This is a genomic window from Burkholderia sp. MSMB617WGS (assembly GCF_001532025.2).
Taxonomy (GTDB): Bacteria; Pseudomonadota; Gammaproteobacteria; order Burkholderiales; family Burkholderiaceae; genus Burkholderia; species Burkholderia savannae.
In genome coordinates this window covers 1,619,701-1,640,903 of record NZ_CP013457.1, presented here as the reverse complement: position 1 = coordinate 1,640,903, position 21,203 = coordinate 1,619,701, and the positions used below count along the sequence as shown (strand labels likewise).

20 protein-coding genes and 1 tRNA gene are annotated in these 21,203 nt (G+C 67.3%); 3 read left to right on the top strand and 18 right to left on the bottom strand.

What is annotated here, in order from left to right:
• Positions 1-55: 55 nt before the first annotated feature.
• Complete coding sequence (locus tag WT60_RS08190; protein WP_060355416.1) at positions 56-2,029, bottom strand: extracellular solute-binding protein; 1,974 nt, start codon at positions 2,027-2,029, stop codon at positions 56-58.
• 119 nt (positions 2,030-2,148) lie between these two features.
• Here WT60_RS08190 and fabI point away from each other — a divergent pair, with 119 nt between their 5' ends.
• Positions 2,149-2,940 carry an enoyl-ACP reductase FabI gene (gene fabI / locus WT60_RS08185; protein WP_038753514.1) on the top strand — a complete coding sequence of 264 codons (792 nt, stop codon included), beginning with the start codon at positions 2,149-2,151 and terminating at the stop codon, positions 2,938-2,940.
• Between the two features lie 209 nt (positions 2,941-3,149).
• Here fabI and WT60_RS08180 read toward each other — a convergent pair whose 3' ends face one another.
• The 6 genes from WT60_RS08180 to fdxA form a co-directional block, all read right to left on the bottom strand.
• On the bottom strand, positions 3,150-3,500 hold the full coding sequence (locus tag WT60_RS08180) for a hypothetical protein (protein ID WP_038753516.1): 351 nt from the start codon (positions 3,498-3,500) through the stop codon (positions 3,150-3,152).
• Between the two features lie 624 nt (positions 3,501-4,124).
• Positions 4,125-6,539, bottom strand: a complete 2,415-nt coding sequence (locus WT60_RS08175) for a molybdopterin oxidoreductase family protein (protein WP_060355415.1) — start codon at positions 6,537-6,539, stop codon at positions 4,125-4,127.
• Positions 6,536-6,742, bottom strand: a complete 207-nt coding sequence (locus WT60_RS08170; protein WP_145986750.1) for a hypothetical protein — start codon at positions 6,740-6,742, stop codon at positions 6,536-6,538. Before WT60_RS08170 ends, WT60_RS08175 begins: the two co-directional genes overlap by 4 nt.
• Positions 6,743-7,200: 458 nt before the next feature.
• Positions 7,201-7,974, bottom strand: coding sequence for a ferredoxin--NADP reductase (locus tag WT60_RS08160; RefSeq protein ID WP_059574483.1), 774 nt, complete (start codon positions 7,972-7,974; stop codon positions 7,201-7,203).
• Positions 7,975-7,981: 7 nt separating this feature from the next.
• Positions 7,982-8,974, bottom strand: coding sequence for a GTP 3',8-cyclase MoaA (gene moaA, locus WT60_RS08155; protein WP_059574574.1), 993 nt, complete (start codon positions 8,972-8,974; stop codon positions 7,982-7,984).
• Positions 8,975-9,073: 99 nt separating this feature from the next.
• Positions 9,074-9,412: a ferredoxin FdxA gene (gene fdxA, locus WT60_RS08150; protein ID WP_038753524.1), complete on the bottom strand. Its 339-nt coding sequence runs from the start codon at positions 9,410-9,412 to the stop codon at positions 9,074-9,076.
• Between the two features lie 967 nt (positions 9,413-10,379).
• Between fdxA and WT60_RS08140 the strand changes: the two genes are divergently transcribed.
• Positions 10,380-10,943 (top strand): TetR/AcrR family transcriptional regulator, encoded by a 564-nt coding sequence (locus tag WT60_RS08140; protein WP_059574478.1) that lies wholly within the window; start codon positions 10,380-10,382, stop codon positions 10,941-10,943.
• Between the two features lie 84 nt (positions 10,944-11,027).
• Here the strand turns inward: WT60_RS08140 and WT60_RS08135 are convergent, their stop codons facing one another.
• The 7 genes from WT60_RS08135 to WT60_RS08105 all read right to left on the bottom strand — a co-directional run bounded on the left by WT60_RS08135 (position 11,028) and on the right by WT60_RS08105 (position 15,887).
• Positions 11,028-11,477 (bottom strand): hypothetical protein, encoded by a 450-nt coding sequence (locus tag WT60_RS08135; RefSeq protein WP_052145184.1) that lies wholly within the window; start codon positions 11,475-11,477, stop codon positions 11,028-11,030.
• Positions 11,478-11,951: 474 nt separating this feature from the next.
• Entirely contained in the window at positions 11,952-12,779 is an 828-nt protein-coding gene (gene map / locus WT60_RS08130) for a type I methionyl aminopeptidase (protein WP_038753533.1), read from the bottom strand.
• Positions 12,779-13,006, bottom strand: a complete 228-nt coding sequence (locus tag WT60_RS08125; RefSeq protein WP_038753536.1) for a ParD-like family protein — start codon at positions 13,004-13,006, stop codon at positions 12,779-12,781. The genes map and WT60_RS08125 overlap by 1 nt, the downstream gene beginning before the upstream one ends.
• Before the next feature lie 81 nt (positions 13,007-13,087).
• Positions 13,088-13,330: a hypothetical protein gene (locus WT60_RS33480; RefSeq protein ID WP_145986749.1), complete on the bottom strand. Its 243-nt coding sequence runs from the start codon at positions 13,328-13,330 to the stop codon at positions 13,088-13,090.
• Positions 13,331-13,379: 49 nt separating this feature from the next.
• On the bottom strand, positions 13,380-14,231 hold the full coding sequence (locus WT60_RS33475; RefSeq protein WP_145986748.1) for a hypothetical protein: 852 nt from the start codon (positions 14,229-14,231) through the stop codon (positions 13,380-13,382).
• A gap of 198 nt (positions 14,232-14,429) precedes the next feature.
• Positions 14,430-14,523: transfer RNA gene (locus WT60_RS08110), tRNA-Ser, on the bottom strand.
• Positions 14,524-14,636: 113 nt separating this feature from the next.
• A complete protein-coding gene (locus tag WT60_RS08105; RefSeq protein WP_038750380.1) occupies positions 14,637-15,887 on the bottom strand; it encodes an aspartate kinase in 1,251 nt (416 codons plus the stop codon).
• Between WT60_RS08105 and WT60_RS08100 the strand changes: the two genes are divergently transcribed.
• Positions 15,870-16,112 carry a hypothetical protein gene (locus WT60_RS08100; protein ID WP_081989770.1) on the top strand — a complete coding sequence of 81 codons (243 nt, stop codon included), beginning with the start codon at positions 15,870-15,872 and terminating at the stop codon, positions 16,110-16,112. The two genes, WT60_RS08105 and WT60_RS08100, sit on opposite strands and share 18 nt — an antisense overlap.
• A 116-nt stretch (positions 16,113-16,228) precedes the next feature.
• Here WT60_RS08100 and tilS read toward each other — a convergent pair whose 3' ends face one another.
• The 4 genes from tilS to cysS form a co-directional block, all read right to left on the bottom strand.
• Positions 16,229-17,698 (bottom strand): tRNA lysidine(34) synthetase TilS, encoded by a 1,470-nt coding sequence (gene tilS / locus WT60_RS08095; protein ID WP_060355412.1) that lies wholly within the window; start codon positions 17,696-17,698, stop codon positions 16,229-16,231.
• 43 nt (positions 17,699-17,741) lie between these two features.
• Positions 17,742-18,713, bottom strand: a complete 972-nt coding sequence (locus tag WT60_RS08090; protein ID WP_038750386.1) for an acetyl-CoA carboxylase carboxyltransferase subunit alpha — start codon at positions 18,711-18,713, stop codon at positions 17,742-17,744.
• 103 nt (positions 18,714-18,816) lie between these two features.
• The gene (locus WT60_RS08085; RefSeq protein WP_038750389.1) at positions 18,817-19,758 is read right to left on the bottom strand and encodes a DNA-3-methyladenine glycosylase; all 942 of its coding nucleotides are present in this window, start codon (positions 19,756-19,758) and stop codon (positions 18,817-18,819) included.
• A gap of 47 nt (positions 19,759-19,805) precedes the next feature.
• A complete protein-coding gene (cysS, locus tag WT60_RS08080) occupies positions 19,806-21,203 on the bottom strand; it encodes a cysteine--tRNA ligase (RefSeq protein WP_038750392.1) in 1,398 nt (465 codons plus the stop codon).

Below are 21,203 nucleotides of genomic sequence, written 5' to 3'. Positions count from 1 at the left end.
AGCGCGCCGCGCGGCGTACGCCGGGCCCGCACGGCGCGCGCCGTGCGGGCCGCCGTCACGGCTCGGCGGACGCGCCGTGGCCAGGGCTCGCCCACCACGTCGACGCGACCCAGCCTTCCGCCGAATAGTACAGCGGCAGCGTCGACGGATAGGCGAGCGTGCGCTTGAACGCGATCCGGTGCGTCGCGCTGTACCACTGCGGCACCGCATAGTAGCCGTGCATCAGCACGCGGTCGAGCGCGTGCGTCGCATCGAGCAGTTCCTGCCGCGTCTCGGCCTGCGTGAGCGCCTTCAGGATCGCGTCGACCGCAGGCGACTTGAGCCCGGTCAGGTTGTCCGAGCCCTGCTCGTCCGCGTAGCGGCTCGCGAAGCGCGCGACCTGCTCGGCGCCCGGCACCTGGACGCCGGGGTAGCGGACCGTCGTCACGTCGTAGTCGAACGCGTCGAGGCGCTTTTGCAGCAGCGCGTAATCGGCCGTCCGATACTTCGCGACGATCCCGAGCTTCGCGAGATTGCGGATGTACGCGGTAACCACTCCCTCGAACGCCGAGCCCGAATCGTCGAGGATCTCGAATACGAACGGCTCGCCCTTCGCGTTGCGCAACGCGCCGTCGCGGTAGGTCCAGCCGGCTTGCGCAAGCAGCGCGCGCGCCGTCAGCAGATTCGCGCGCAGCGATGCGGGCGGATCGGTGACGGGCTGCACGGTCATCGGCCCGAACACCGCCGGGTCGAGCTGCGCGCGCAGCGGGTTCAGCAGCGCGAGCTCGCCCGCGCTCGGCACGCCCGTCGCCTGCAGGTCGGTATCGGCGAAGTAGCTGTTCAGGCGCGTGTAGGCGCTGTAGAACAGTTGCCGGTTCAGCCATTCGAAGTCGAACGCGAGATCGAGCGCGCGGCGCACGCGCACGTCCTGGAACAGCGGCCGCCGCAGGTTCATGAAGAAGCCCTGCATGCCCGCGCCGTTGTGCTGGCGAAACTCGCGCTTCACGAGCTCGCCGCTGTCGAAGCGCTTGCCGACGTCGCGCCGCACCCAGTTTCGCGCGATGTACTCGATGAGCACGTCGTACTCGCCTGCCTTGAACGCCTCGAGCCGCGCGACGCCGTCGCCGTACAGCTTGTAGACGATGCGCTCGAAATTGTTCGTGCCGATCCGCACGGGGAGCGCGGCGCCCCAATACGCGGGATTGCGCCGGTACGCGATCGTGCGGCCGGTGTCGTAGCGCTCGATCAGGTACGGGCCGCTGCCGATCGGCTGCTCGAACGCGAGCTGGTCGAACGGCATGCGCGAGCCGTCCGGCCGCAGGCCCCATTTGCGCGAGAACACCGGAATGCCGCCCGCGATCAGCGGCAGCTCGCGGTTTTTCCGGCGAAACTCGAAGCGAACGGTCGCCGGATCGACGATCACCGCGCGCGTGATGTCCGCGTAGTACGCCGGGTATTGCGGCGCCGCCTGCGGGCTCTTCAGCGCGTCGAACGAATGCTTGACGTCCGCCGCGGTGACGGGATCGCCGTTCGAGAAGCGCGCGCGCGGATTCAGATGGAAGGTGACCGACAGCCCGTCCGGCGCCACCGCGATGTCGTCCGCGAGGAGGCCGTACGCGGACGCGGGCTCGTCGGCGCTGCCCGTCGTCAGGCTCTCGAACAGCAGGTCGAGGCCGGGCGCCGGGTTGCCGCGCATCGTGAACGGATTGAACTTGTCGAATGTCGTGAGCCGGTTCGGATTCGCGAGCACGAGCGTGCCGCCCTTCGGCGCGTCCGGGTTCACGTAGTCGAAATGCTTGAAGCCGGGCGGATACTTCGGCTCGCCGTACTGGGCGATCGCGTAAGCCGCGTGGGCGGCCGGCATCGCGGCGAGCGCGAGCGCGACGCCCGCGGCCGTCCGGCGCACGAAATGCACGAAGCGCACGAAGCGCACGAGCGCGGCGCGCCGATCGGCCGCCCGTTGCGGCGCGGCCGGTCGCGCGGCCTGTTTGGGTGTCGCCGCGCGTCGCGGCGGTCGCGGCCGGCTGGCCCGGGGCGAACCGATCGTCATAGAAGCCTTGGCAGTCGTTCGAGGATGGCGATGTGAGAGAATTCTACCCACTCGCAACCGATTACAGCCAACCGGCGCCCGCCGATGCGCGGGCGCGGGCGCCACACATAGGAGAATTCATGGGCTTTCTCGACGGTAAACGTATTCTGCTGACGGGCCTCTTGTCGAACCGCTCGATCGCTTACGGCATCGCCAAGGCGTGCAAGCGCGAAGGTGCCGAGCTGGCGTTCACCTACGTCGGCGATCGCTTCAAGGATCGCATCACCGAGTTCGCGGCCGAGTTCGGCAGCGAGCTCGTGTTCCCGTGCGACGTCGCCGACGACGCGCAGATCGACGCCCTCTTCACGTCGCTCAAGGCTCACTGGGACACGCTAGACGGCCTCGTCCACTCGATCGGCTTCGCGCCGCGCGAGGCGATCGCGGGCGATTTCCTCGACGGCCTCACGCGCGAGAACTTCCGCATCGCGCACGACATCTCCGCGTACAGCTTCCCGGCGCTCGCGAAGGCCGCGCTGCCGATGCTGTCGAGCGACGCTTCGCTCCTCACGCTCTCCTATCTCGGCGCGGAACGGGCGATTCCGAACTACAACACGATGGGCCTCGCGAAGGCGGCGCTCGAGGCGAGCGTCCGCTATCTCGCGGTGTCGCTCGGCGCGAAGGGCGTGCGCGTGAACGCGATCTCGGCGGGCCCGATCAAGACGCTCGCGGCAAGCGGCATCAAGAGCTTCGGCAAGATTCTCGACTTCGTCGAGAGCAACTCGCCGCTCAAGCGCAACGTGACGATCGAGCAGGTCGGCAACGCGGGCGCGTTCCTGCTGTCGGACCTCGCGAGCGGGGTCACGGCCGAGGTGATGCACGTCGACTCGGGCTTCAACGCGGTGGTGGGCGGGATGGCCGGCCTCGAAGAGTAAGCGCGGCGCGGCGGCGGGCGGCCCGAGCCGCGGCGCTTCGGCGCACGGCGGCGCCCGGCGCGAAAAGGACGAACCCCGCGCTCGCGAAAGCGCGGGGTTCGTCGGATGTTCGAACCGCCCGTTCCTCGGGCGGTTTTTTCATGGGGCCGGCGGCGGCATGCGTCGCTCGACGCGCCGTATACCGGCCGGCGCACGGCCGAACGCCGGCATCAGTGACGCCAGCCGTTGTGGCGGCCGTTGTCCCGGTGGCCGCGGTCCCAATCGCGGTGATGGCGATACCATTCGTCGCGGCCCCAGTAGCGGCGGCCGTCCCAGTAACGGTCGCCGTGCCAGCCGATCACGATCGACGGCACGGGCGCATACACGGGGGCCGGTGCGTAGACGGGAGCCGGCTGATACACGACGGGCGGCGGCGGCGGCGCGTAGACCGGCGCCGGAGCGACGTAGACGGGCGCGGGCACACCGACGTTGATGCCGACGCTGACGCCTGCCAACGCGGCGCCGGATGCGAGCAACGCGGCGAGACCGGCCGCGAGCGAGGCAGCACGCAAGGTTTTCATGGACTCCCCTTCTGGTTGATTCGTTGGTTTCGACTATAGCGGGAACCATCTGCGCCGCATATTTCAACTTTGTAAGAACTGATGCGCGGCATCGCATCGCGATCGGATCGCTAACGTTTCGTTACATTCGGCCCGATGCGGCCGGCCCGCCGCTCGCGACGCGGCGAAGCGGCGGCGAAACGCGCATCCGCCGCGTCGTAAAAGACGGGGAAAAGGTTCGAGAATCGGCCGGCGTCGCCGCCCGCCTGTCAGCGCGCCGCGCCGGCGCATCGAAGAGAGGTTTTCCGCCCGCCGGGCTCGCATGCGCGAACGAGGCGGCCAATCGAGCGGGAAAGCGGGGAAGCCCGACGCGAAAGCGGCCGAATGCCGCCGAATGTCATCGAATCTCGGCCGATGCGGTGCGGCGGGTCGGTGCGGCGGGTGCGGCGGGTGCGGCGGGTGCGGCGGGGCGGCGGGGCGGCGGGTGCGGCGTAGCGGACGTTAGGCGCGCACGCATCCGTTGCGCCCGCCCGTCGCCCTGCATGCTGCGCGAGCGGCCTTCCCGACGCGCGGCGGATGCGCGCTCGCCGCGCGCCGGCTGGAGAGCCCGCCCGCGCCGCCGCACGCCCGGCGGCGCGCGCGTCGTCAAGCCGGCACGGCCTCGACGGTCGGCGTTGCGGGCACCAGCGCATCGACGACGCGCAAATGCACGGGCACGTACTTGTGATAAGGCGTGCGCGACAGCGGATCGCAGTGCGCGCCCGACGTCAGGCGATTGAGCTCGGGCCCGATCGGCGCCCCGCCCTTGTAACGCATGCCATAGCCGTGCGGCAGCGTGACCATCCCGCGCCGCACGCTGTCGTCGAGCTCGGCGACGACCTCGATGCTGCCCGTCGCCGACGCGCACACGAGCTTGCCGCCGTCTGCGACACCTAGCGCGGCCGCATCGTCAGGATGAATCCGCAGCGAGCCGTGCGGATCGACCTTGCGCCACGACGGATCGCGATAGATCTGGTTCGCGTTGTACGCGCGCCGCTCGCCCGCCATCAGCACGAACGGGTAATCGGCGCCGGGCGGCGTCTCCGTCCCGAGCGCGCGCAACTCGTCGATCATCTCCGGAATGTGCAGATGCACGCGGCCGTCCGGATGGCGGATGAAGCGCCACATTTCGTGAAACTCGTGAATGCTCATCACCGTCCCGGAGCGCCGCTCGAGAATCGCGCGAAAGAGCGCGGTGCCGAGCGTCGCCCGGTTGCCGCGAATGCCCGCGCGGCGCACGGCCGCGTAGTGCTGCTGCGCATACAGCATCGTGAGCGGCAGCAGCGGCGCAATACCCGCGGCGTCGTTCGGCAGCGCGCGTCCGAGCGTGCGATAGACGATCGACGCCGCATGACGCTGCCACTTCTTGTTCGCCGCGAGCGCGATGCCGAGCGCGCCCATGTAGACGAGGTGCTTCGACGCGCGCGGCTCGAGCCGCGCGACGCGCTCGAGGAGCGGAAACCGGCCCGGCAGTTCGCCCATCTTCTCGAGCAGCCGCGTGTAGATCTCGGGCTCCGGCAGCGATTCGCCGAGCGGCGGCAGCAGCGCATGCCGCAGATGGAACGCGTTGGCCGGGAACTCGAGATTGAAACCCGTCGCCTCCCATTTCTCGAACTGCGACGCGGCGGGCAGCACGTAATGCGCAAGGCGCGCCGTCTCCGTCATCGCGACGTCGATCACGACGAGCAGTTCCAGCTTGCCGAACGCGCGCTCGTACGCGTTCGAATCGGCATACGTGACGACCGGATTCGCGCTGTCGACGAACACCGCGCGCACGCGATTCTCGTCCGCGTGCTCGATTTCGTCGGGCAGGATGTTGGGCGGATAGATGCCGGCGATCGGAAACATCCGGTGACGCGCGGTCCGCTTGAGCGGCTTGCCGTTCTTGCGCACGCGCTCGTCGGTGTGGCCGATGACGGGCAGCAGGAACGTATGCAGGTTGTTGCCGCCGCGCTTGCCGAAGTTGCCGGTCAAGAGAAACAGCAGCTTCTCGAGATAGCCGTTGAGCGTCGTGTGCAGCGTGTGCTGGATGCCGAGATCGATGCGCAGGCACGCGGCGCGTGCGGTCGCGAACCCGCGCGCGACGCGCTCGACGTCCTCGAGCGGCACGTCCGCGCGGCGGGCGTACTCGGCGATCGGCACATCGCGCAGCGCGCGCTCGACGAACTCGAAACCCGCGCAGCGCCGCGCGATGAACTCGCGGTCGATCAGCCCGTCGCGCAGGATGATCGCGAGCATCGCGCTCATCAAATACGCGTCCGTGCCGGGGCGCACCTGCAGATGGAGATCGGCTTGCTTGGCCGTCTCCGAGCGCCGTGGATCGACGACGACGAGCGTGCGGTTCGGGTCCTTCTTCAAGTCGCGCAGCGTGTCGCGTGCGTTCGGGATGCCGTGCGCCTGATATGGATTCGCGCCGATGACGAGCACGTAGTCCGCATGCTCGATGTCCTCGGTCGTGTGGCAGTCCTGACGGCCGAACAAGCGGCCGTTGAGCCAGAAATCGCCGGTCTTTTCCTGGCCGAGCGCGTTGTACGCGTAGCGGCTTCGCATCGCCGCGAGCAGTTGCCGGCTATACGCGCCGCCGACATGATTGCCCTGCCCGCCGCCGCCGACGAACGCGAACGCGTCGCCGCCGTGCCGCTCGCGCAGCGCGACGAGACGTTGCGCGATGTCGTCGAGCGCCTCGTCCCACGTGACGCGCACGAAGCTGCCGTCGGGCTCGCGGCGCAGCGGATGCGTCAGGCGGTCGTCGTGATGCTGGTAGTACGTGAGGCGCGCGGCCTTCTGGCACAGATAGCCTTTCGAAATCGGGTGATCGTCGTCGCCGCGGATTTTCGCGAACTTGCCGTCCACGACGTCGACGACGAGACCGCAATTGCGCGAACACAGGATACAGGCGGTTTTTTCGACTGCCATCGCACGCTCCATCTGCCGGCGCACTCGCCGGAATCGGGGAATGGTGAATATCAAATAACGATCGTTATCGAAACGGACGTTATTCCACGTATTGACCGAAGTCAATCGAACAGACGCTCCAAACGCAGCGTGCATCGACGCGGCGATCGCCGAAACGCGAGCAAATGCGCCGCGCGTGCGTCGTCGACGCCGAACACCGAACACCGGACGCTGCGCGCACAAAGAGAAACGGCTTCGCGAACGCCGGCGTGGACGCGCTTGCCGCCACGGCCGGCGTGACGACGAGCGCGTGTTGCTCGCAGCTCCATTCGGAATCCGAATGACCGCACGCGATCACCGGACGCGATCACCGGACGCGATCACCGGACGCGATCACCGGACGCGATCATCGGACGCGATCATCGGACGCGAACACCAGACGCGATCGTTGCGCGCGAAACGCCGAAAGTGCCGTCGACGCGCGACAGTCGCTTGAAACAAGAAACGCTCGTCGGGCCGCGCGGGCGCCCGAGCGCCGCACACGCCGATCAGCCCGAGCGGGACTGCCCGGCGCCCTTTCCTACCGCAGAAATGTCGCGCGCGCACCCGCGCACCGCACGACGCACGCATGCCGTTCACGCACGGCGACAGCGGCGGCGACCCGACAATCGCGGACGCGGTGCGAACGACGACGACGCGTGAACGTTCCGACGCGCGACGACCGACGACCCACGCAACGACGAGCGCACGCGACGGCGACACCCGCGCGCCGCGCCGCCGCGCACCGTCATTTCTCGACGAAGGCGCGCTCGATCACGTAATCGCCCGGCGCATGGCTCGTCCCCTCGACGAAGCCGCGCCGCGCCAGGATCTCGACCAGATCGGCGAGCATGCTCGGGCTGCCGCAGATCATCGCGCGATCCACGGCGGAATCGAAAGGCGGCAGGCCGATGTCGTCGAACAGCTTGCCGGAGTCGATCAACTCGGTCAGGCGCCCCTGACGCTCGAACGTCTCGCGCGTCACGGTCGGGTAGTAGATCAGCTTGTCGCGCACCAGATCGCCGAAGTACTCGTTCTCGGGCAGTTCGGACGTGATGTGATCGAAATAGCCGAGCTCGCTCTTCCAGCGCACGCCGTGCGTGAGGACGATCTTGTCGAACGCCTCGTAGTATTCGGGATCGCGGATCACGCTGATGAAGGGCGCGAGGCCCGTGCCCGTCGACAGCAGGTACAGATGCCTGCCGGGCCGAAGGTTGTCGATGATCAGCGAGCCGGTCGGCTTACGGCCGACGAGCAGCGTGTCGCCGACCCGCAGATGCTGAAGCCGCGACGTGAGCGGGCCGTCGGGCACCTTGATGCTGTAGAACTCCAGATAATCGTCGTAGTATGCGCTGACGACGCTGTAGGCGCGCATCAGCGGCTTGCCTTCGATCTCGAGCCCGATCATCACGAACTGGCCGGTCTTGAAACGCAAGCTCGGATTGCGCGTCGTCTTGAAGCTGAACAGCGTGTCGTTCCAGTGATGAACGGACAGCACCGTTTCATGGGCGTTCGCGGACATCTCTTCCTCATCCTCCCGTCATGTTCATGAAGCGTACGACCTGCGGCGGCGCGTTCAGATCGAAGTGATGCCGCTCGGGCTTCAGCGGCATCGCGGCGACGATCGCGTCGCGCAAGCGCTCGCCGTCGCCTGGGCGAGCGCGCAGCACGTCGCGCAGCTCGACGCCGTGCTCGTTGCCGAGACACAGCAGCATGCGGCCGCTCGCCGTGACGCGCACCCGGTTGCAGTCGCCGCAAAAATTGTGGCTGTGCGGCGAGATCACGCCGATGCGAATGTCGCTGTCCGCCATCCGGAAATAGCGTGCGGGGCCGCCCGTCGATTCGGTGCTCGGAAATAGCGGATAGGCGAGCCGGATCTGCGCGAGCACCGCCTCGCTCGACACGAAGCTCGAAGCCCGGTCGTGCTCGTCGATCGCGCCGAGCGGCATCTCCTCGATGAACACCAGATCGAGCCGCTCCTCGCGGGCGAAACGCACCAGATCCAGCACCTCGTCGTCGTTGCGCCCGCGCAGGATCACGCTGTTCAGCCTGATGCGCCGGAACCCGGCGCCCTTCGCGGCGGCGATGCCGGCCAGCACCGCCTGCAGGCGGCCGGTGCGCGTCAGCGCGCCGAAGCGCTCAGCGCGCAGACTGTCGAGACTGACGTTGATGCGATCCAGGCCGGCCGCCTTCAACGGTGCGGCGAACCGCGCGAGGCGCGCGCCGTTGGTCGTCAGCGTGAGTTCGTCGAGACCCGGCAGTTTCGCCACGCGCTCGACGAGCGTCGTCAAGCCGGCGCGAACGAGCGGCTCGCCGCCCGTGAGCCGGATCTTGCGCACGCCGAGCGAGACGAACGCCTCGGCGACGGCCGCCAGTTCGTCGATCGTCAGCACGTCGCCGTGCGGCAGGAACCGCATGTCCTCCGCCATGCAATAGACGCAGCGGAAATCGCAGCGGTCCGTCACCGACAGACGCACGTAGGTGACGTCGCGGCCGAAGCGATCGGCGAGCGCGCGGCCCATGTCAGTTCGCACCGCGCGGCTTCGCGCTTTGGGATCGCCGCTCGCATGCGGCACGCCGCCGGCACGGGCGCTGATCGAATCGATGCGGCATGACGGGCATCACGCGCCGTTGCGGTCCAACTGGGCGAGCTTGCCTTTCACGTCGGTCCACGTCGCGTGATCGGAAAGCGCCGGCTTCCTGCCGGTGATCCGAGGCCAGTTCGGATGCTCGGCGAGCTCGGCGTTGAGCGCGATGAAATGCCGTTGATCGTCCGGCAAGTCGTCGGCCGCGCGTATCGCGTCGATCGGGCACTCCGGCTCGCACAGCGCGCAGTCGATGCATTCGTTCGGATCGATGACGAGAAAATTAGGCCCCTCGTGAAAACAATCGACGGGGCACACGTCCACGCAATCGGTGTGCTTGCAGCGAATGCACGCTTCCATCACGACAAAGGTCATCCGGTATCTCCCTGACGGCGGACTCGGGCCCGCGCATGTTGAATGCCGACGATGAGCGCAGGGCTTCACGGTCTTCCGTCGCGCGCCGACATCGTTTCGAGCAGATAGCAAGTTCCAATTTGGAACCTATCAAGAAGAAACAGGAATTCTAGAATGAGCCGACTACGCGATGTCCGGCCCGCCGCTCTGTGCGTCGACGTCCGGGTCGCGAGATGACGGACGTACACGGCAAGCGCGTTGGCGCACAAGCCAGCGAGCGCGAATTGCGCCGGCACGCGAGATCGCTCCGCGACGTCACGCATACGGCGCATTCACATGCGAAGCGCTGCGGCACGAATCGCGCTGCGCGCAACGCGCAGCCGAGACATTCGATGCAGGCGGAATCGCGGCTCATCGGCCGCTCGATGGATATGGCGCGCTGCGCCGAGCCGAAGCCCGGGTCGTCGATGGCCGGCCGCGCGTTGCGAGCTTGATTGCTCCGCCCCGACGATCGCCCTGCCCGCCTCCGACGGACAACGCGAATGCGGCTTGCGCGCGCTACTCGAGCCAATACCGCGCGACGCCGCCGCGCGCATCGTCCTCACGTCACGCGTGCGACGCCGCTTCGGGCTCGAGTTCGGGCTCAGGCTGGCTCGGCCGCGCCAACCGATCGCCGGAATGCCGATGGCGAGCAAAACGCGCAGCGACACGCGCCGCATTCCGGGCAGCAGGCCCGTCGAGGCCCGATGCGCTTCGCCGCCACGCACCTTTGCGCACTGCCCCGCTTCGGCCCCGACGCCGAGGCACGCCCACCCCATGGCGCGAGCGCCGCATGCACACGGTGCGCGCGGTTTTCTCGGCTGCCGCGAAACGCTCCGTCCGGCCGGCTGCGATTGAAGCTCGTTTCAATAACGATCGTTATGGTAACGGACGTTATTCTATACTTCAATCGAAGTCATTCGATCAAGGCCGCGAATACGGAAGCGACATGCGTTACACAGCGAAACACAAGGAGGCAAGCCGGGCCCGCCTCATCGAGGCAGGCGCCGCGCTCGCGAAGCAAAGCGGCTTCGCGAACACCGGCATGGACGCGCTCACCGCGGCGGCTGGCGTGACCACGGGCGCGTTTTATTCGCAATTCCGCTCGAAGCCGGAATTCCTGCACGCGATCGTCGAGCACGAGATGTCGAAGGTGCTCGCGACGGTCGAGAACCGCTCGAAGGACGACCTCGTCGCGGCGTTGCGCGGCTATCTGAGCACCGCGCACGCCGATCATCCGGAACTCGGCTGCCCCGTGCCCGCGCTCGGCGCGGAGATCGCGCGCGCCGACGTCGCGACGCGCAAGATGTTCGAGGATCTGATCAAGCGCTTTCAGACATCGATCGCGAACGCGCTGCACGACGACGAAGCGGCGTGGACGCTCGGATGCGCGGCGATCGGCGCGGTGCTCGTCGCGCGTGCGATGGCGACGCCCGAGCGCCGCGACGAAGTGCTTCGCTCGGTGCTGGCCTACACGATGCGATCGTTCGGCGGCGGCGCGCCGAAGAAATGACGGGCGCGCCGCGCGCGTCGAACACATGGCGCATCTCGCGGCAAGCGCGCGCCGCCCACGCCTCGCGCGCGGGCGCGCCGAGCGTCAGTTCGCGATTCTGAACGGCGGCGCCGGATGCGCGCGTGCGGAAATTGTCTGTTGCGGCGGCAAACCTGCATCGTCCGTCGGCGTCGCTCGCGAACGCGTGATATGCAAGTCGTCCGCGCCGTTCAGCGCTTGCCGCTCGAGCGAATCGTCGCTTGCGTCGCGATGCAGCGGAACGCGCCGTGCGTGCGGCGCATTCTCGTCGTACGCTTCGGGCACCGTGTGCAGCCGCTCGCCGCTCATGCCGGCAACTATCTGCGGGACATGCCGCGCGGCCAACAATAACCTCCATCGGTAGCGGCCCATCATCGACAGGAAGATCGGCCTCGCGGCCGATTTCGAGTGCAACCGGGCGTCGGGCACGCGCCTGCGCTTCAACGCGAAGCCGTCCCCTCGCATCGGCGTGCCGACGTGATTCGGGCTTGCGGGATTCTCGTATACGCCGCTCATCGTCGCGCCGGCTTCGAGTAGTCCGAAATGGGAGGAATCCGCGCTATGAAGCCGGGCGACACCAACCGATGCTCGACCGGCGGCCGCGACTCCGCGATCGCCCCGCCACATGGCATCCGGAACTGGACACGCATCGGCTCGTCGTGATTCTCTCGGCATGGCCGGCCGTCAAACCGGCAATCCGCACACCCAGTCCGGATGGGCCCGGTGCGCCGCGCGCGTGTCGATGACACGAACCATCGGAGTCCGAATCAGTGCAACCGACTCGCGCGATGCATCATCGCGCAGGCAAAGCTTCGCGCCGTCGCACGCGCTCAATGCCGCCGCGCGGCGGACGGGATTCCTGCGCTCGGCGGCCGGGCAGCGACAGATCGGAGGTGTCCCGAGCGGCAGACGGCTACGGCCGCGAATGCCCGAAGTGCCCCGCCGCCTGTTCCCGGCCTACGATCACGCATGCTCGACCGAGATGTCGATTCAGCTCCGCTCGATCGCGCCCGGCGTGTCCGCTCCAACCGGCGGGCACGCCGGCTCGCCGTCCGGCCACGGCGTCAGGATATCGAAGCCGCCTTCCGTGACGACCACCATGTGCTCCCACTGCGCGGACCACGAACGATCCTGCGTCACGACCGTCCAGCCGTCTGCGAGTTGCCGCGTTTCGGCGCGCCCCGCATTGAGCATCGGCTCGACCGTGAAGATCATGCCGGGCGCGAGGCGAAGCCCCGTTCCCGGCCGCCCGTAATGGAGCACCTGCGGTTCGTCGTGGTAAATGCGACCGATGCCGTGGCCGCAGTACTCGCGCACGACACTGAGGCCCTCGCGATGCGCGACGCTCTGGATCGCATGGCCGACGTCGCCGAGCGTCGCGCCCGGACGCACCGCCGCGATTCCCGCCATCATCGCTTCGAAGGTCGCATCGACGAGACGGCGCGCAGCCGCGGCCGGCTCGCCGACGAAATACATGCGGCTCGTATCGCCATACCAGCCGTCGATATCGAGCGCGACGTCGATGTTGACGATGTCGCCGTCCATCAATGCGTGATCGGATGGAATGCCGTGGCAGACCACATGGTTCACGGATGCGCAGATCGTCTTCGGATATCCGTGATAGCCGATGTTCGCGGGTCGCGCGTGCAGGACGTCGACGATGTAATCGCGGCACAGCCGGTCGAGCTCGTTCGTCGTCGCTCCGGCCTTCACGTGCGGCGCGATCATGCTCAGCACCTGCGCGGCCATCATGCCGGCGCGGCGCGCCATCGCGATCTCGGCCTTCGAGCGGATCGGAACGTGTCGTGAACGTGCCATCATGCGGTCCTCGCGGCGGCGGTGGAGGTCGTCGTCGCTTCGTCGCCCTGAATTTCCGCCTCGATCAACAGGCGGCAAATCTCCGCGTAGCTGAGCGTCGGATGCAATTCGGCGAGCATCCCGATACGCAGCCAGTGCTCCGCCTGCGCATTGATCGATCGGCTTAGCGCGGCGCTCGCATGGCGCAGCGATTCATGCATCTGATCGGATATCTTGACTATTCCCATGGCATGAATTTATACGATTTATATACGGATCGTATATTACCGGATATGCGGCGCGCCGATCAAGCGCGCCGTCGCACATGGTCACGCACAATGGGCTTCGGGAATCTCGACGCAGACATCGACGAACGCGCGGCCTTCCGCCGCCGGCAGACGGCGCCGTGAATACCGCGCATCAAGCAAAAGTGCCCCGCCGCGCCATTCGGGAACCGATTCGGCGAGACGGCCCTTGTCGATCAGTTCCCGTACGCCATCTGGCTCGACGCGCGCGATACCGGCTCCGGATGGCCGTGCGCCGAACGGAACGCCGGCATCCACGACAAGCATGCGCCCCGCGCCGTCATGCGCGGCACCCGACGTCCGGCCCCCGGCACGCTCATGCAGCGCCCGCCCCGTGATCGGGCTGCGCGTCTGGACAATAGCGTTCGGCGCGATCGGCGGGCATCGCAAGACGGCCGTGTTTCCTCACGCCCGCGAGCGCCGCGACGATCATCGCGCCAATCTTCGGCAGCTTGCACGCGACGAGCGACGACGCGAACGGCTGCCCGAAAAGGATCGCGACGTCGAGCCCATCGTCGACGAAACCGCCCCGCTGCCTTCGCTCAATCAATTCCGCCGACCACCCGGGATGGCGATCGAGGCGGCATGTCGCGAGAGGCGGCGCGAGCAGAACCTGTCGATGTTCACGCGCAAGCGGCCGCGCACCGCAGTCGATGCACAGGCCCATCGGCAACAGCGCATCGCTGATGCCAACCAGCTCAAACGCGACGGAGTCCTCACGATATTTGGGCTTTGAAGAAACGTTTCGCCGCGACGCGCTCAGACGGGCGCGCGATCGCCGCCGTAACCGGCGGTCCCGCACGCTACCGCGCCCAGTTCGACTGCATCGCGGCGAGGCAGCGAGATGCTGCATTCCGCATCGACCGAGAAAAGCGATGCACGCGATGATCGGCATAGCCGACAAAGTAGCCGGCGCGCTCGCGCAAATGCCGCTCACGGTGCCGCGCGACAAGCGTCGTTCGGCGCACAACGGAAGAGGAATACGCATTCGCGCAACCGGATGCCGAACAGCTTCGGCGAGAGCCGGATCGCGTTCGAGCGCGGCGAAGCAGAATCGACCGCGGGAGAAGCCGAACAACGCGCGGCGCTGCGCGCTCGCCACATGCGCGGGCTGAACCGAGCATGCACGCGGATTGCGACGCCGCACGCGAGAGAGCGTCAGCGACAAGCAAGGTGTGTGCGACGCGACGCGTTGCCGTCCGCACCCGCCCGCATCCATGCGCGCCCGGCCGCCAATCGATTGGCAATACGAACCAACGCGATTCCGACCGAGACGAAAGCGCCGCCGCGCATTGGCATTTCCAACACACCGGAAAAAGAAAAGCCCCGCAAGTCCGAGAACTTGCGGGGCTTGTTCCGCCATTTCTGGCGGAGACGGAGGGATTCGAACCCTCGATCCAGGTTTTGGCCCAGATGCTCCCTTAGCAGGGGAGTGCCTTCGACCTCTCGGCCACGTCTCCCAAACCTTCGCTCGCGCCAGGGAGGCAGCGCGACGAAGTCAAGATTCTATAGGGTTACGGGGCCAAGGTCAATTTCCAAGACGCATTTTCTTTCGTGCGTCATGGAAATTTCATCACGCCTGGTCGAGTTCGAATGCCTTGTGCAGCGCGCGGACCGCCAACTCCATGTATTTCTCGTCGATCAGCACCGAAATCTTGATTTCGGACGTCGAGATCATCTGGATGTTGATGCCCTCTTCCGACAGCGTACGGAACATCGTGCTCGCGACGCCGACGTGCGAACGCATCCCGACGCCGACCACCGACACCTTCGACACCTTCGGATCGCCCAGCACCTGCTCGGCGTTCACGTGGCCCTTCACCTGATTCGTGAGAATGTCCATCGCCTTCTGGTAGTCGCCGCGGCCGACGGTAAACGTGAAGTCAGTCTTCCCCTCGACGCTCTGGTTCTGGATGATCATGTCGACGTCGATGTTCGCATCGGCGACCGGGCCGAGGATCTGATACGCGATGCCCGGCTTGTCGGGCACACCCATCACCGCGATGCGCGCTTCGTCGCGCTGGAACGCAATGCCCGAAATGACTGCCTTTTCCATGGTCTCGTCTTCTTCAAAAGTGATCAGGGTGCCCGAGCGCATCTCCTCGTCGAGCGGAATTTGCGGATCGGTGAGACTCGACAGCACGCGCGTCTTCACGCGGTACTTGCCCGCGAATTCGACGGAGCGGATCTGCAGCACCTTCGAGCCGAGGCTCGCCATTTCCAGCATTTCCTCGAAGGTCACGCTATCGAGCCGGCGCGCCTCTTCGACGACGCGCGGATCGGTCGTGTACACGCCGTCGACGTCCGTGTAGATCAGGCATTCGTCGGCCTCGAGCGCGGCCGCGACCGCGACCGCCGACGTGTCCGAGCCGCCGCGGCCGAGCGTCGTGATGTGGCCGTCCGGATCGACGCCCTGAAAACCAGTGATGATGACGACCTTGCCCGCGTCGAGATCGCGGCGCACGCGCTCGTCGTCGATCGAATGAATGCGCGCCTTCGTGTACGCGCTGTCGGTCTTGATCGGCACCTGCCAGCCGGCGTAGCTCACCGCTTCGACGCCGATCTCTTGCAGCGCGATCGACAAGAGGCCGACGCTGACTTGTTCGCCCGTCGACGCGATCGCGTCGAGTTCGCGCGGGCTCGGCTGGCTCGAGATCTCTTTCGCGAGACCGAGCAAGCGGTTCGTTTCGCCGGACATCGCGGACGGCACGACCACCATCTGGTGCCCGGCCTGATGCCATTTTGCGACGCGTTTCGCGACGTTCTTGATGCGCTCGACCGAGCCCATCGAAGTGCCGCCGTATTTATGTACGATGAGTGCCATTGTCGTTCAGAACTGAAGAAGGGCCGCACGGGCGTACTGGACAGACCGCGATGCCGTTCGGTCACGCGGCTTGTGGCTGTGGACGGACGACGGGGAGAACGGCTGGGGCGCAGCACGCGGGCGTGGCGATTTGCCCGGAAAAGGCGGATCAGGCCGCGCAAACCGGGTACGTCACGCGGAAAACCTGCACAAAACGCTCGAAAATCGAGCCGAGCAAACGCTTGAGCGTACCCGATCGACGGCCGCTTGACAAGCCGCGCGGACATCGGCAGGCCGGGTCGCGACCTTTTTCCGGCGACGCGGAATTCACGGCTGCCGCGACGCGCGCCGGATACGCCGCGCTATGCGATCAGCACGTCCGGCCGCCATTCGATGCGCCGCCAGCCGCCCGGCGTGTCGACGCCGTCGTGCGCCGCGCGGTTCACGCCGACGCGCGGCACGAACAGCAGCCGGTCGCCCACGTACAGCAGCGGCACGTCGCGCTGCCATGCGGGCACGCCCCGCTCCTGGAACAGGTTCTTCAGCGTGCGCCCGGGCCCGCCCTGCCAGGTGCGCATCCGCTCGCCGCCCGCGCGCGCGCGGGCATGCAAGTCGGCCGCGGCGAGCAGCGCCTCCGGCACCGCATCGTGCTCGTGCGCGGCGGCCGGGCTGAACACGAACGTGCCGCGCCACGCGGGCAAGCGCCAGACCTCCTGCCCCCGCCATGCAAGCGCGCATTCCGGCAGCGGCGCGGCGGCAGCGGCCGCTTCGTCGCGCGCATCGGCATCGTCGTCAGGCACATGAGCGCCGACCGCTTGCACGTCCGTCGCTTCCGCGCCCTCGCCGACTTCCCATTGGACGTGGTCGCGATAAAGGCGCAAGCGCCATCCGGCGTGATCGACGCGCAGCGCGTGCGCATCGCGCGCCTCGCGCAGCTGCTTCATCATCTCGGCAAGACGCGCGGCGGACGCGCCCGGCAGCCCGAGCGAGCGCATCCAGTAGCGCAGCAGATTCGCGCCGCGCTCGTCGTCGAGCGCGACAAGCGCATCGCGCGACAGCACGCGGCCGTCTTCGCGCGCGAGCGCGCGAAGATCGATCGCGGCGAGGTCGTCGAGCAGCCGCTGCGCGGCCGCCGCGTGCTGCGCGGCGCGGCCGAGCGCGTCGCGAAAGCCCGGGAAGTGCGGCGCGAGCGCGGGAAGCACGTCGACGCGCAGCGCATTGCGCGCGTAGCGCGTGTTCGTGTTCGATTCGTCGTCGATCCAGCGCAGCGCATGCTGTTGCGCATAGCGCTCGAGCTGCGCGCGCAGCAGGTGCAGGAACGGACGCACGCGCACGACGTCGGCCGATGCCGGCCGGTATTGCGGCGCCATTGCGGCAAGCCCCGCGATGCCCGCGCCGCGCAGCAATTGCAGCAGCACCGTCTCGGCCTGATCATCCGCATGCTGCGCGAGCCACAGCGCGTGCACGCCGTGGCGCGCGCACATCGACTCGAGCGCGCGATAGCGCGCATCGCGCGCGCTCGCTTCGACACCCTGCCCGCTCGCGCGCGACACGTCGACACGCGCCGCGTCGAACTGCACGCCGAGCGCGCTCGCCGTTTCCGCGCAGTGCGCGAGCCACGCGTCGGCGTTCGCGCTCAGGCCGTGGTGGACGTGCAGCGCGATGCAACGCCCGGCGCCCGCTGCCCGCACGGCCGCGTGCAGCAACACGGTCGAATCGAGGCCGCCGCTATACGCGAGCGCGATGCGCGCATCGCCCGGCAGCGCGGACAGCGCGACGCCGATCGCATCGAGCACGACGCGATCGGCGGAAAACTCTTGTGGGGGAATCACAGCGGGAAGGCGCGTCGCGCCTCGCGAGTCGACGGCCCGGCGCTCACGCGCCCGGCGTCGTTTCCTTGAACTTGCCGTAGGCCATCAGGCGCTCGAAGCGGCGCTCGCGCAGCGCATCGATGCTCATGCCCTGGAACTGGCGCAGCGAATCCGCGAGCGCGCGGCGCAGCAGCGCGGCCATGCCCTTCGGATCGCGGTGCGCGCCGCCGAGCGGCTCGTTGATGATCTTGTCGATGAGGCCGAGCGCCTTCAGGCGATGCGCGGTCAGGCCGAGCGCCTCGGCCGCTTCCGGCGCCTTCGCGGCGCTCTTCCATAGGATCGACGCGCAGCCTTCCGGCGAGATCACCGAGTACGTCGAGAACTGCAGCATCATCACCGTGTCGGCAACCGCGATCGCGAGCGCGCCGCCCGAGCCGCCCTCGCCGATCACCGTCGCGATGATCGGCGTCTTGAGCTCGGCCATCACGTACAGATTGCGGCCGATCGCCTCCGATTGGCCGCGCTCTTCCGCGCCGATGCCCGGATAGGCGCCCGGCGTGTCGACGAACGTGAAGATCGGCAGCCCGAACTTTTCGGCGAGGCGCATCAGGCGCTCCGCCTTCCGATAGCCTTCCGGGCGCGGCATCCCGAAATTGCGCGCGGCGCGCTCCTTCGTGTCGCGGCCCTTCTGATGGCCGATCACCATGCACGCGTGGCCGTTGAAGCGGGCGAGGCCGCCGACGATCGACTGATCGTCCGCGAACGCGCGGTCGCCGTGCAGTTCGTGGAAATCGGTGAAAAGCTCGCTCACGTAGTCGAGCGTGTACGGCCGCTGCGGATGGCGCGCGATCTGCGACACCTGCCACGGCGTCAGATTCGCATACAGATCCTTCGTGAGCTGCTGACTCTTCTTCGACAGCCGCTCGATCTCTTCCGAGATGTCGACAGCCGAATCGTCCTGCACGAAACGCAGTTCCTCGATCTTCGCCTCGAGCTCGGCGATCGGCTGCTCGAAATCCAGAAATGTGGTCTTCATGTGTTTGAAATCCTTGGGTCTTGCGGCAGCGCGTATTCTAACCGCGCTCGCCTGGCGCAAGACCGGGTCGCAACTATCGATTAGCGAAAAGCAATAGCCGCGTTCAGCTATTGGCCGTCAGCGGATCGAGACTGCGCCACATATACCAGGTGGCAACCGTCCGCCACGGCTCCCAGTTCGCCGCCACCTCGCGCGCCTCGCTGCGCGTGACGGGCTCTCCGCTGAAGTAATTGACGCTGATCGCGCGAATGAGCCCCAGATCGTCGAGCGGCAGCACGTCCGGCCGCGACAGGTTGAAGATCAGGAACATCTCGGCCGTCCACCGGCCGATCCCGCGTATCTGCGTGAGCTCCGCGATCACGTCCTCGTCGTCCATCGTCGCCCATTTGTCGACGTGAAGCGCGCCCGACACGAAGTGCTGAGCCAGATCCAGAATATATTCCGACTTGCGCTTCGACAGGCCGCACGCGATCAATTTTTCCTGGCCGAGCTTGATGATCTGCGGCGGCGCGAGCTTCGGGCAGGCGGTTTCGATCTTGACCCAGACCGACTGCGCGGCCGCGACCGAGATCTGCTGCCCGACGACCGAGCGCGCGAGCGTGACGAACGAATCGCCGCGCTTGACGAGATGCGCCGGGCCGAACTTCGGAATCAGCTTCTTCAGGATTCGGTCGCGCTTGACGAGATCGGCGCACGCCTTGTCCCAATATGGCGGACGCGCGACCGCCTCGGCGTCGGTGAGCTGCACCGGCACGGCCGCCTCGGACACGCGCGCCTTGCGCGCGGCCGGCTCCGCCGATGCGACGACGACGGCCTCGCGCGGCAGCGCGTCGGCGCCCCGCTCGCCGTCGACCTTCGCGCGCGCCGGCTTCGTGGCCGCCGCGCGCAAGCTCGGCTTATGCGCGGCGCCATTGGCCGCGCCGTTCGGCGCCGCGCGCTTCGCGCTCGCCTCGTGCACCGCCGGCGCACGCGCGCCGGCCCGCTTGGCCGCAATCGGCGGCTGCGTCGCCGCACGCTTGGCCGGCGCTTTTCTGGCCGTTGCCATCTAGCCTCCTACCTGGCGAATCGATCAGTGGGACAGACGATGCGCGCTCATACGCGGCGCCACTCGGTCGACCCGCCCGGTTTGTCTTCAAGTGCGACCCCGGCCTCGAGCAGTTCCGCCCGAATCCGGTCCGCTTCGGCATAGTTCTTCGCCTGCTTCGCCGCGACGCGCGCGGCGATCTTCGCTTCGATCTCTTCCGGCTCGAGCGCGCCCGCGCGCGCCGTGCCCGACGCCTGCTGCAGGAACTCGCGCGGCTCGCGGCCGAGCAGGCCGAGCAGGCCCGCGAGCCGCTTGAGCTGGCGCGTGAGCGCCGGATCGCGCGTGCGGTTCACCTCGGTCGCGAGCTCGAACAGCACGGCGACCGCGACGGCCGTGTTGAAATCGTCGTTCATCGCGGCCGCGAAACGCTGCGCGTGCGCCTCGTTCCAGTCGAGCGGCGCCGCATCCGGCGTCGCGTCCTTCAGCGCCGTGTAAAGACGCGTGAGCGACGCGCGCGCGTCGTCGAGATGAACGTCGCTGTAGTTGAGCGGCGAACGGTAGTGCGTGCGAACGATGAAGAAGCGCACGACCTCGGCATCGTACTTCTCGAGCACCTCGCGGATCGTGAAGAAGTTGCCGAGTGATTTCGACATCTTCTCACTATCGACCTGCACGAAACCGTTGTGCATCCAATAATTGACGAAAGTTTGTCCCGTCGCACCCTCGCTTTGCGCGATCTCGTTCTCGTGGTGCGGAAACTGCAAGTCCTGACCGCCGCCGTGGATGTCGAAATGATTTCCGAGCAGCGTGCAACCCATCGCCGAGCATTCGATGTGCCAGCCCGGACGGCCCAGGCCGTATTTCGATTCCCACGACGCGCCCGCCGGCTCCTCCGGCTTCGCGCGCTTCCACAACACGAAATCGAGCGGATCTTCCTTCGCGTCGTTCGCGGCGACGCGCTCGCCCGCGCGCAGATCCTCGAGCGACTTGCCGGAAAGCTTGCCGTAGTCCGCGAACTTGCGCACCGAATAATTGACGTCGCCGTCCTTCGCTTGATACGCGTAGCCGTTCGCCTCGAGCTTCTCGATCATGCCGAGCATCTGCGCAATGAAATCGGTCGCGCGCGGCTCGATGTCCGGGCGCTCGACGCCGAGCGCGTCGAAGTCCGCGTTCATCGCGTCGGTGAAGCGGCGCGTGAGCGACTTGATCGTCTCGCCGTTCTCGACCGCGCGGCGGATGATCTTGTCGTCGATGTCGGTGACGTTGCGCACGTACGTCACGCGATAGCCGATCGCACGCAGCCAGCGCTGGACGATGTCGAACACGACGACCATCCGCGCATGACCGATATGGCAGTAGTCGTAAACGGTGATCCCGCAAACGTACATCCGCACTTCGCCGGGCTGCCGCGGCACGAAAACTTGCTTGTCACGCGCGAGCGTGTTGTAGATGCGCAGTGATTCCAT